Below are 10523 nucleotides of genomic sequence, written 5' to 3' on the forward strand. Positions count from 1 at the left end.
CTCGGTCGTTCACTGGGAGAGTTGCTGACAACGGTGACCATGCTCCGCTCACGCGGAATAGCGTTGCTCAGCCTGGAGGAGAAAATCGACACTTCCTCCGCAGCCGGAGAGCTGATCTTCCACGTCTTCGGCGCCATTGCGCATTTTGAGCGGCGACTGATCTCAGAACGTACACGCGACGGGATTGCAGCGGCGAGAGCAAAGGGCAGGCTGCCGGGGCGGCAGCCGCTCGACAACGACAAGATCAGCGCGGCGCTAAAACTTATCGCGGCGAGCGTGTCGCCGACTGAAGCGGCGCGTCAGCTCGGGATCGGGCGATCGACTGTCTATCGCGAGATGAAGCGTCTTGGCGTCGCGCGGCCGACACCATCGGCTGTATCATGACAACAGACGATCAAGTGGTTCTCAGCGCGCGCGAGAAAGAAGCTCTACGTCTGCTTCTGGTCGGCCATGACGCGAAATCCATCGCCAATACGCTTGGTCTGTCGGTGCACACAATAAATGACCGCCTACGCGATGCGCGGCGCAAGCTGGGCGTTTCGAGCAGCCGTGAAGCTGCCCGACGTCTCGCCGAGATGGATGGGGGCACCCCCAATAATGTCGGCCCCAAAGAAATTGGGGGTGCCGAAGCAACTTCTTCGGTGGATAGAGCCAAAGAGCCAGCACCGCCGCGATCGTCGGGGCATCGCCTGGCGTGGCTTACCGGAGGAATGCTTATCATGTCTCTTATCATTGCGGCCGCAGCGCTTTTGACCATCAGCGGGCAGGACGACGCCCGGGTTTCCGCCCAGAATATTTCGACAAGCATTGCCCGTCCTGCCGAAACAAAGGCATCGGCCGATGCCCGCAAATGGGTCGAATTGCTTGATGAAGGGCAGTGGGATGCAAGCTGGCAAGCCGCAGGCACACTGTTCAAGGCAAAGATCACCCCGGCGCAGTGGGCCACTACGATCCAGTCTGTACGACAACCGTTGGGACGCCCGTCATCACGCACTTTCCAAAGCGTGATGCAGACAAAAACGCTGCCGGGCGCGCCAGCGGGTGACTATCAGATCATTCAGTTCCAGACGCGTTTCGCTAACAAACCCAACGCGGTTGAAACCGTCGTACTTTCGCGTGAACAGGCATATTGGCGCGTTAGCGGATATTTCATCCGCTAACTTCCGTGCTGATTGCCGTTGTTCAACAAAGAAACAGCGGCTTGCCCTCAGGCAAGATCACGCTGCCCAGACGTTCTTCTACTGTTCATGCTAAACGTTGTTTAGCGTACTTTCCACACGATGGCCTCTATCAGATCAATCTGCGTGATCGTATTGTTGAGGATAGCAATTACGGCGGATGCAATAAAGGAGACTGCTCGGAAGGCGAAAATGCTGCCGCGGCTTTCAAGAGTCTCGGTGTCGCATTGCCTGCCGGGTTTACCGGATATAGCGATGTATTTGCCAGCTACCTTGCCAACGGTGGCAGCACACGGACCCAGGGTCTGGATATCAAGGCTGACTACGCTTTCCATTTTCATAAATATGGTAATCTGTTTCTCACCATGGCGCTCGATCTGAACCGCACAAGGCTGCATCATAATGGCACCGATGCGCTTGGTGAAAACTACCTGAACCTCCATGACATAACAAGCATTACAACGGATTACCCCCGTAGCAAGATCATACTCAATGCGTTTTATACTGTCGGGAACTGGGACATCAATATTCGACAGACACGCTACGGCCAGACAACTGACATGATGACATACCAGGACTGGGCACCAAGTAGCGTGCGGTATTCCACCACGCAGTTTGACCAGTTTATTCAGTCCCCACGCTGGCTTACGGATATAGAAATTGGTTATCGCTTTAATTCAAAATGGCATCTGGCGGTTGGTGCGAATAACGTTTTCAACGTGCGCCCGCGTCTTGTTCCCGCTGCGGCAGCTTATCTGGGGGCAATGCCTTATGATAACAGAGCATCACAGATTCCGTTTACAGGGGGGTACTACTATGGGCGGCTGAACGCCAGCTTCTGATACTGTTCCGGAAAAGCTGTCGGTTTCAGCCCTTTCCGATACGGTGTGGTCCATGGATTTCATGGCGGACAGGCTCGTGGATGGACGCGCTTTTTGGTTCCTGAACATTCTGGATGGTTTCGATCATGAAGGTCTGGCGATCGAGGGCGCGGCCACTTCCGCCACCGGGGAATTCTCGGTGCGCGCGCTCACAGATGCGGCGGTGGTTTTGGTTGACACGCAAGCCTCAAGCCGCAACCCGAAGGGGAACATCGCGATCATACGCCGATGTTCCCCTTATTTCATGTTCTGCTTCCGGTAGGCGCGGGGGGACTGGCCGCTCCATTTGCGAAAGGCGCGGCTGAACGCGCTTGTTTCCGTGTAAGCCAGCGCCATGGCGATCTCGCTTATGTCATGGCTGGTGTTACTGAGGTAATGCAGGGCTTCAGCATGGCGTGTTTCCTCCAGTATGGCGGAATAGGTCAGGTTCTCCTGCGCCAGCCGGCGCTGGAGCGTCCATGGGGGTAGCCCCATGCGGCGGGCGATATCCACGAATTCGATGTGACCGACCGCCAGCGCACCGCGGATATGCGCCGCCAGTTCCCCGCGCAACGGGTTGCTGGCAGGCACGTCGTGTTCCGCCCCCGCCAGCGAAATGAGCGAGGACCGCACGACCTGCAGCAGCGACGGGTCCGCATTCGGCATGGGCATGTCCGTGCCTTCCTCCCGGAATACGAGTGCGTTGGTCATCTGGTCAAAGCGCACGGGAGCCTGGAACGCATCGGCATGTTCATGGGCCTGCTCGGGGCGGGCATGGGCGAAATGTATTGCCTCCGGCACCCAGTCCGGCCCCATGGCGTGGCGCACGACGTTGCAGAACATGCCCATGGTCAGTTCCGCATCATGCCGCCGCTGGGTGATCCGGGGATCCTCGATGGCGTATTCAAGATGCAGCAGTCCATTTTGGCGCACCAGCCGCGTGCGGGTATGGGCCTGATGATACCCGAAATGCGAAGCCAGATTCGCCACGGCATCCCCCAGCGTGGGAGAAAGAAGCGCCACATACCCGATCAGGCCAAGCATGTCGGGGCGGAACTGCTGGCCAAAGCGCAGGCCGATATTGCCATCCTGCGTGTCGATCGCCGCTTCGCTGAACAGGCGGCAATAGGCGCTGAGATCCAGCTTTTCAGTGGGCAGGGCGAACTGACGCGTTGACAGTCCGGCCCGCCCGGCAATCCGGTCGATATCGCCCCCGCTGCGGGTAATGAACTGTTCAACGCCATGGGCGGCGGCGGCCAGCACCATGGCGGTGCCACCCGGTCTTGATGCATGAACCATGAATGCTCCGCTTGGCAGTCTGTCTGTGCCCTATATCCGATAAGACGAATTGTGCGAAATTGTTAAAACTTTGCCCCTTTCGGTCAAGTCACCCTCACTTCGCCATGGTTATTATTACGATAACGAATGTTTTTCTGGCCTCCGTCATGACGGGGCCGCCCCATTATCCGGATACCGTTCCATGGGATTTCACGCCACGTTCTGCGGGGAAACATACAGCTTCCCTGATCTTGCAACCCTGCTGGCCGTCGCCTCTCCACCGCGTTCGGGTGATGTGCTGGCAGGGCTGGGGGCCACGTCGGATGTGCAGCGTATCGCCGCGCGGCATGCGCTGGCGGACGTACCGCTTGAAACCTTTCTTCACACGGCGCTGGTGCCGTATGAGGAGGATGAGGTCACGCGCCTGATCATTGACAGCCACGACAGGGCAGCCTTCGCGCCGATTGCGCACATGACCGTGGGCGATTTTCGTGACTGGCTGCTCTCGCACGCGGCCGACGGGCCGACACTGGCGGCGGTGGCGCCGGGGATCACGCCTGAAATGGCGGCGGCAGTCAGCAAGATCATGCGCAATCAGGATCTGATGTCGGTTTCTGCCCGAATTCGCGTCATTACCCGTTTTCGCAACACGATCGGCCTTGCCGGGTGCCTGGCCTCGCGGCTCCAGCCCAATCACCCGACCGATGACCTCAAGGGCATTGCGGCTTCGACCCTTGATGGCCTGCTGTATGGGATGGGGGATGCCGTCATCGGCATCAATCCGGCCACGGACAATGTGGCCACCGGCATGGCGTTGCTCGACATGCTCGATCATGCGCGCCGCCGCTACGAAATTCCAACCCAGACCTGCGTGCTGACCCATGTGACCAACACGATCGAGATGATGAACAGGGGGGCGGCGGTGGATCTGGTGTTCCAGTCCATAGCCGGAACGCAGAAGGCGAATGAAGGCTTTGGCGTCAGCCTTGCCATCCTGAAGGAAGCGCATGAGGCCGCCCGGGGGCTGCATCGCGGCACCATCGGCAATAACGTGATGTATTTTGAAACAGGGCAGGGAGCGGCCCTGTCCGCTGGCGCGCATCATGGACTGGACCAGCAGACCGTTGAAACCCGCGCCTACGCCGTAGCGCGTGCGTTCGAGCCGCTGCTGGTCAATACCGTGGTCGGCTTTATCGGGCCGGAATATCTGTATGACGGCAAGCAGATCACCCGCGCCGCGCTTGAAGATCATTTCTGCGCCAAGCTGCTTGGTGTCCCCATGGGGTGTGACGCCTGTTACACCAATCATGCCGAAGCCGATCAGGATGACATGGACAACCTCATGGTGCTGCTCGGGGTCGCCGGAATTTCGTTCCTGATCGGCGTGCCGGGCGCGGATGACATCATGCTCAATTACCAGAGCCTGTCGTTTCACGACATCATGACCCTGCGCCGCATGCTCCGGCTTGAACCGGCACCCGAATTCGCCGCGTGGCTGGAACGGATGGGGCTGTATGATGTGAAATCCGGGCAGATGCGCGAACTCGCACCGGGGCAGACACGCCTCGGCCAGATGATCGCCTGACATGGACACGAAAAAACCCACCCCCAGCCCCATGCCGCCGGATGACGCCTGGAGCGAACTGCGCCACCTCACGCGCGCGCGTATCGGCATCGGGCGCAGCGGCACCGCGCAGCGCACGCGTGATGTGCTGGCCTTTCAGGGTGCGCATGCCCTTGCGCGGGACGCCGTTCACACCGCGCTCGATATTGCCGCCATGCGCGCGCAACTGCCCGCTGGGGAGGCGGTTGTCGTGACCAGTCGCGCGCCTGACCGCCCCACCTACCTGCGTCGTCCCGATCTGGGCCGCAGGCTCGATGAGGGGAGCAGCACCCACCTGCGCAGGGGCGCATGGGATGTGGTGTTCGTGGCGGGCGACGGCCTTTCGGCCGTGGCGGTGCAGAATGGCGCGGTCCCCCTGTTCCACGCGATGCGTGACCGGCTTGCCGGCTGGGCGGTGGCACCACTGGTCATTGCCACGCAGGCCCGCGTGGCGCTGGGCGATGAAATCGCGGTTGCGACCGGCGCGCGCATGGTTGTGATGATGATTGGCGAGCGCCCGGGCCTGAGTGTGGCCGACAGCATGGGGGTCTACCTGACCTATGCCCCATATGTCGGCTGCCCGGATTCAGCGCGTAACTGCCTGTCCAACATCCACCCCCATGGGCTGTCCATACCGCAGGCGGCGGACAGGCTGGCATGGCTGATGCATGAGGCGCGCCGCCTGTCACTGACCGGAGTGGGGCTGAAAGACGCCGCCCCGCAGGCGCATCTCCACCATTCAGGCACATCTTCCATCGAAAAAGGATCACGGTAAATGAGCAGTAGCCCAACCCATCTGAGCAAGTCACTGGGTGCGTTCCATCTGTGGGGTATTGCTGTCGGGCTGGTCATCTCCGGTGAATATTTCGGCTGGAGCTATGGCTGGGCGACTGCCGGCACCCTTGGTTTTCTTGTTGCCACCGTGTTCGTGGCCATCATCTACACGGCGTTCATCTTCAGCTTTACGGAACTGACCTGCTCCATTCCGCATGCGGGAGGGCCGTTTACCTACAGCGCCCGCGCCCTGGGGCCGCTTGGCGGGCTTGTCGCGGGTCTTGCAACGCTGGTGGAGTTCATTTTCGCGCCTCCCGCCATTGCGCTGGCCATCGGGGCGTACCTGAATGTGCAGTTTCCTACCCTTTCACCGCAGATCGCGGCCTTTGGCGCCTACATGATCTTCATGGCGCTGAACATCGTGGGTGTACGGATCGCGGCGACATTTGAACTGTTCATTACCGTTGCGGCCATTATCGAGCTGCTGGTCTTCATGGGGGTGGTGGCGCCCGCGTTCTCGTGGGGGAATTTCCTGCATGATGGATGGGGGAGCGCGCCGCATTTCGGGTGGGAGGCGATGGGGGGCATTTTCGCCGCCATTCCCTTCGCCATCTGGTTCTTCCTGGCCATTGAAGGGGTTGCCATGGCAGCGGAGGAAGCGCGTGACCCCAGGCGCGCCATTCCGGTGGCCTATATTGCCGGTGTGCTGACGCTCATGGTGCTGGCCTTCGGTGTCATGCTGTTTGCGGGCGGCGTGGGAGACTGGCATGCGCTGGCCAACCTCAATGACCCGCTGCCGCAGGCCATGAAACATGTGGTGGGCGCGCATAGCGACTGGCTGCACATGCTGGTCTGGCTCGGGCTGTTCGGGCTGGTTGCGTCGCTGCATGGCATTATCATGGGCTATGCGCGGCAGATGTTCGCGCTGGCGCGGGCAGGGTTCCTGCCATCGGTGCTGGGGCGCGTCCATCCGCGTTTCCATACGCCCTATGCCGCAACGCTTGCTGGCGGCGCCATCGGGATCGCGGCCATTTTTTCCGATAACGTGATTTCCATCAACGGCCAGTCCCTGACCGCGACACTGGTGACGATGTCGGTTTTCGGGGCGCTGACCATGTATGTGTTCAGCATGATCAGCCTGTTCCGCCTGCGCCGCACGGAACCGGATCTGGCGCGCAGCTATCGCGCGCCCCTGTATCCGGTGCTGCCCGCGATTGCGCTGGGTGGCGCATTGATCGCGCTGACCGCCGTCATTTACTACAATGTCGAGATATTCTGCATCTATCTCGGCCTCATGGGTGTGTTGACGACCGTGTTCATGGCGCGCTCGCGCAGGATGCGCGCCGGCTAGGCATTGCCCGGACTGTCCGCGGGCAGTCCGTTTCCTTCCCCCATATTTTTCCGATCAGGAACTGTCCCGAATGGCTGAAACAAACCATGCGCCTGTTCGCGCGCGCTCATTTTCCAGTCTTTTTGGCCTGTGCATGCTGGCCCTTTGTGCCGGGGGAAGTGCCTTGGCCCAGGCACCCGACATCCCTACGGAGGAAGAACGCCCGCTGGAAGCAACCGAACCGGCCGAGGACGTGACGCCCGCCCCGGTCGCGGGCAATATTTTTCACCCCCGTCCCGGCCATGCCCGCACATACTGGGATGGGCTGGAAGGCCATGTGCAGATCGAAGCAGGTGTTTCCGGCAATCCATGGACCCGCTCCGGCCGCAACTTCGGCCAGTTCTATACCGACCGCGCCAATACGGTCACGATGAACCAGATCATGGGCTCTCTTTCCCACGCGGTGACCGATGTGGGCAAAGGCTACGGGATCGGCTTCGTGCTGGAGGCCATGTATGGCTCCGATGCCCGCTTCGATCCCACCATCGGCATGGGGTCGGGTTCGCTGACGGGGCTGTACCAGTGGGTGCCCACGCAGGCGCATCTGGATGTGCATCTGCCGTGGATTTACCATAAGGGGATCGATGTGCAGATCGGCCAGATGTATGGCCTTATGGGGTCGGAGGGCACGCCGTCTCTGGCACGGCCGTTCTATACCTTCAACTATGCCTCCGACTATATCGTTCCGTTCGAGACGGTCGGCATTGTCGCGACCATGCACCTGAGCCGGACCATGGACTGGATACTGGGTGTTGACGCCGGGAACTCCACCACCTTCGGGGCATCAGGAAACAATAACAAGCCCAAGGGTTATTTCGGCTTTGCGTGGAACAAACTGATGCATGGCAGGCTGAGCCTGCATGCCATCGGCCATTTCGGCCCACAGGGCAATAACGGGCGCGCCGTTAGTGCAGGCGGCTGGACCAGCGCGGGCATGGGTCGCAGCGCCAATCACCTGATGCAGTACAACGGCGACATCATGGCCACGTACCACGTCAATAACCGGGTCACGCTAACGGTGGATGGCACCTACCTGCATGATGACGGCCTGCGCGATGACGCGTATGGCATCAGCAGTTACGTGGCGTGGGATATCCGTCCATGGCTGACATTCAACGCCCGTGGCGAAATATTCCGTGACAATACCGGCGGTGTCATTACGGAATATGCAGGCTTTACCTCGTTCACCAAATCCCTGACCAACCAGCCTTTTCCGTATTACGCGGCCCCGCCCACAACCTATGGCGCGCTGACGCTTGGGGTGTCCTACCGGCCTGAATTCATCAACCGTCGGATGGCGCTGGGCAAGCTGACCATCCGCCCGGAAATACGGCTGGATAAATCCCTCAACGGCACGCGGCCTTTCAACCAGTCCGGCACCGTGGCCAATCCGGTGGTTACCAACGGGACCAACAACATGCTCTGGTTCAGTTGTGATGCGATCTGGTCGTTCTGAAACGATGGCGACGTCAATTTTTGACCGGGGTGAATGGATGGGTGTCGGCTTGCAATGGAATCGTGGTGTATGAAGGCAATGTGAGGTCATCGTGATCGATGCACGTCCATCTGTGGACACCGGGCGGTTGTCGGTAACATGGCCAACGGGGTATGATCGCCTGTCAGGGGGCGATGACGGCTTCTGGCGTCGAAGAGGGACAGTGGCGGCCGATGGGTATTTCCGACATGATCGCCGACAGCATGGTGGCCGCCGTGATCAGCAATCCACGACTGCCAGACAACCCGATCATAGAGTGCAACGCGGCGTTCGAGGCGTTGACCGGCTACACCCGTGAAGAGGTAATCGGCCGCAACTGCCGTTTCCTGAGCGGCCAGGGAACGGAACCGGGGCTGGTGGAGGCCCTGCGCGCAGGCATTCGCGCGCAACGCCCGGTCATGGTCGAGATTCTCAACTACAAGAAGGACGGCCATCCCTTTCGCAATGCCGTGATGGTGGCGCCGATATTCGATAGCGAGGGGAAGCTTCAGTATTTCCTCGGCTCCCAGATGCAGATTCCAGATGAGGCCTGCGAGAGTCGCGCGGTGGCCGCGCGGGTCAGGGTTGAACGGCTATCGCCCCGTCAACGCGCCGTGTTGCTGGCGATGACGCAGGGCCAGCGCAACAAGCAGATCGCCCATGCGCTGGCATTGTCCGAGCGTACGGTCAAAATGCATCGTGCCGCCATGTTGCGTGCCCTGGGCGTGCAGACGACCGCCGATGCCATGCGCCTTGCGATCGAAGCGGGATTCTGATGGATATCTGCCCCTGAGGTCAGGCTTCGCGCGGGGAGGCTGCATGCTAGCCTTTCGATATGAAACGCATGGTTCTCGTTCTGGGCGATCAACTGACGCCGACACTCTCATCCCTTCGGGCGGCTGACCGGGCGAACGATGTGGTGCTGATGGCGGAAGTCGCCACTGAAACCACCTATATTCGCCATCACAAGAAGAAAATTGCGCTGGTTCTTGCGGCAATGCGGCATTTTGCGGCGGAATTGCGTGCAGCCGGATGGCAGGTCGATTACGTCACGCTACGCGATCCGGCCAATTCCGGCAGTCTGGGCGGGGAGGTCAGACGGGCCTGCGCCCGGCACGGGGCAACCCATGTGCTGGCAACCGAGCCCGGCGAGTGGCGGCTGATGCGGGAGATGGCGCAATGGCCATCCACCACCCTGCTGCCTGATGATCGCTTTTTGGCTGATCGCCACGGCTTTGCCACATGGGCTGAAAAACGCTCGGGCCTGCGGATGGAGCATTTCTATCGGCTGATGCGCCGCAAGACAGGCCTGTTGATGGAAGGCGACCAGCCTGCGGGAGGCAAATGGAATTTTGACCACGACAATCGCAACCCTGCACCCGGTCCGCTGGGTCTGCCACAGCCGCTGCGTTTTAAGCCCGATGCCGTCACATGCGATGTGCTGGTGTCAATCGGCACTCAAAAATAACCCCTGATCGGCATGCAATATTAACCCCCTGTTGAAGGGCCGGCCTGTCTCCTGAAGCCGTAGGCGTAAGGAGACAGGCCGGGGCAGGTATGGATCTGGAGAGAGGTTCAGTTACGGTTCCTGAACCGCCAGCTTTCGTTCCCTGTCTCGATGATGTCGCAGTGATGGGTCAGACGGTCGAGCAGTGCCGTGGTCATCTTGGCGTCGGCGAATACACTGGCCCATTCACCGAAGGACAGGTTCGTGGTGACAATGACCGAGGTCTGTTCATAAAGGCGGCTGATCATATGGAACAGCAACTGTCCGCCAGACTGGGCAAAGGGCAGGTATCCCAGTTCGTCGAGGATGACAAAGTCCAGTCGGCCGAGTTGTTCGGCCAGCCGACCCGCCCTTGCCGCCCGACTGTCAGCCTCAAGCCGGTTGACCAGGTCCACCACGTTGAAGAACCGGCCACGCCGACCTGTGCGGATGCAGCTCCGGCCAATGGCCGTGGCCAGG

General features: G+C 60.3%; 10 protein-coding genes and 2 pseudogenes. 10 read left to right on the forward strand and 2 right to left on the reverse strand.

The genetic code is table 11. The annotated features are described in order from the left end of the window. The 4 genes and pseudogenes from GEU01_RS16845 to GEU01_RS27605 form a co-directional block, all read left to right on the forward strand. A partial coding sequence (locus GEU01_RS16845; protein ID WP_019087006.1) for a recombinase family protein occupies positions 1–384 on the forward strand: 384 nt, incomplete at its 5' end. Continuing rightward, positions 381–1160 carry a helix-turn-helix domain-containing protein gene (locus tag GEU01_RS24715; RefSeq protein ID WP_035979553.1) on the forward strand — a complete coding sequence of 260 codons (780 nt, stop codon included), beginning with the start codon at positions 381–383 and terminating at the stop codon, positions 1158–1160. The genes GEU01_RS16845 and GEU01_RS24715, both read left to right, overlap by 4 nt. A 125-nt stretch (positions 1161–1285) precedes the next feature. Next, positions 1286–2020, forward strand: a pseudogene (locus GEU01_RS25880) (TonB-dependent receptor domain-containing protein); the annotation flags it as partial. 7 nt (positions 2021–2027) lie between these two features. Then, positions 2028–2165: pseudogene (locus tag GEU01_RS27605) on the forward strand (IS3 family transposase); the annotation flags it as partial. Between the two features lie 131 nt (positions 2166–2296). Here GEU01_RS27605 and qhpR read toward each other — a convergent pair. Beyond that, a complete protein-coding gene (gene qhpR, locus GEU01_RS16865) occupies positions 2297–3337 on the reverse strand; it encodes an AraC-like transcriptional regulator QhpR (RefSeq protein ID WP_026018821.1) in 1041 nt (346 codons plus the stop codon). Positions 3338–3518: 181 nt separating this feature from the next. On the opposite strand from qhpR, the gene GEU01_RS16870 reads away from it, so the two are divergent. The 6 genes from GEU01_RS16870 (at position 3519) to GEU01_RS23090 (ending at position 10025) form a co-directional block, all read left to right on the forward strand. Beyond that, complete coding sequence (locus GEU01_RS16870; protein ID WP_019087010.1) at positions 3519–4901, forward strand: ethanolamine ammonia-lyase subunit EutB; 1383 nt, start codon at positions 3519–3521, stop codon at positions 4899–4901. 1 nt (position 4902) lies between these two features. After that, a complete protein-coding gene (eutC, locus tag GEU01_RS16875; RefSeq protein ID WP_019087011.1) occupies positions 4903–5694 on the forward strand; it encodes an ethanolamine ammonia-lyase subunit EutC in 792 nt (263 codons plus the stop codon). Continuing rightward, positions 5695–7044, forward strand: a complete 1350-nt coding sequence (gene eat / locus GEU01_RS16880; protein WP_019087012.1) for an ethanolamine permease — start codon at positions 5695–5697, stop codon at positions 7042–7044. Between the two features lie 70 nt (positions 7045–7114). Beyond that, positions 7115–8539, forward strand: a complete 1425-nt coding sequence (locus GEU01_RS16890; protein ID WP_019087013.1) for an outer membrane beta-barrel protein — start codon at positions 7115–7117, stop codon at positions 8537–8539. Between the two features lie 212 nt (positions 8540–8751). Then, positions 8752–9333, forward strand: a complete 582-nt coding sequence (locus tag GEU01_RS26995; protein ID WP_026018823.1) for a PAS domain-containing protein — start codon at positions 8752–8754, stop codon at positions 9331–9333. A 59-nt stretch (positions 9334–9392) separates the two neighbouring features. Continuing rightward, entirely contained in the window at positions 9393–10025 is a 633-nt protein-coding gene (locus GEU01_RS23090) for a cryptochrome/photolyase family protein (RefSeq protein ID WP_019087015.1), read from the forward strand. Between the two features lie 107 nt (positions 10026–10132). Here GEU01_RS23090 and GEU01_RS16905 read toward each other — a convergent pair. Continuing rightward, on the reverse strand, positions 10133–10523 hold a 391-nt coding region (locus GEU01_RS16905), incomplete at its 5' end, for an ATP-binding protein (RefSeq protein WP_019086499.1).

This window comes from Komagataeibacter europaeus LMG 18890, assembly GCF_000285295.1.
GTDB classification, from domain to species: domain Bacteria; phylum Pseudomonadota; class Alphaproteobacteria; order Acetobacterales; family Acetobacteraceae; genus Komagataeibacter; species Komagataeibacter europaeus.

Bases quoted from the DNA above. Each gene is read 5' to 3' on its own strand.
- GEU01_RS24715 (WP_035979553.1), top strand. From the start codon at position 381: ATGACAACAGACGATCAAGTGGTTCTCAGCGCGCGCGAGAAAGAAGCT.
- qhpR (WP_026018821.1), bottom strand. From the start codon at position 3,337: ATGGTTCATGCATCAAGACCGGGTGGCACCGCCATGGTGCTGGCCGCC.
- GEU01_RS16870 (WP_019087010.1), top strand. From the start codon at position 3,519: ATGGGATTTCACGCCACGTTCTGCGGGGAAACATACAGCTTCCCTGAT.
- eutC (WP_019087011.1), top strand. From the start codon at position 4,903: ATGGACACGAAAAAACCCACCCCCAGCCCCATGCCGCCGGATGACGCC.
- eat (WP_019087012.1), top strand. From the start codon at position 5,695: ATGAGCAGTAGCCCAACCCATCTGAGCAAGTCACTGGGTGCGTTCCAT.
- GEU01_RS16890 (WP_019087013.1), top strand. From the start codon at position 7,115: ATGGCTGAAACAAACCATGCGCCTGTTCGCGCGCGCTCATTTTCCAGT.
- GEU01_RS26995 (WP_026018823.1), top strand. From the start codon at position 8,752: ATGGGTATTTCCGACATGATCGCCGACAGCATGGTGGCCGCCGTGATC.
- GEU01_RS23090 (WP_019087015.1), top strand. From the start codon at position 9,393: ATGAAACGCATGGTTCTCGTTCTGGGCGATCAACTGACGCCGACACTC.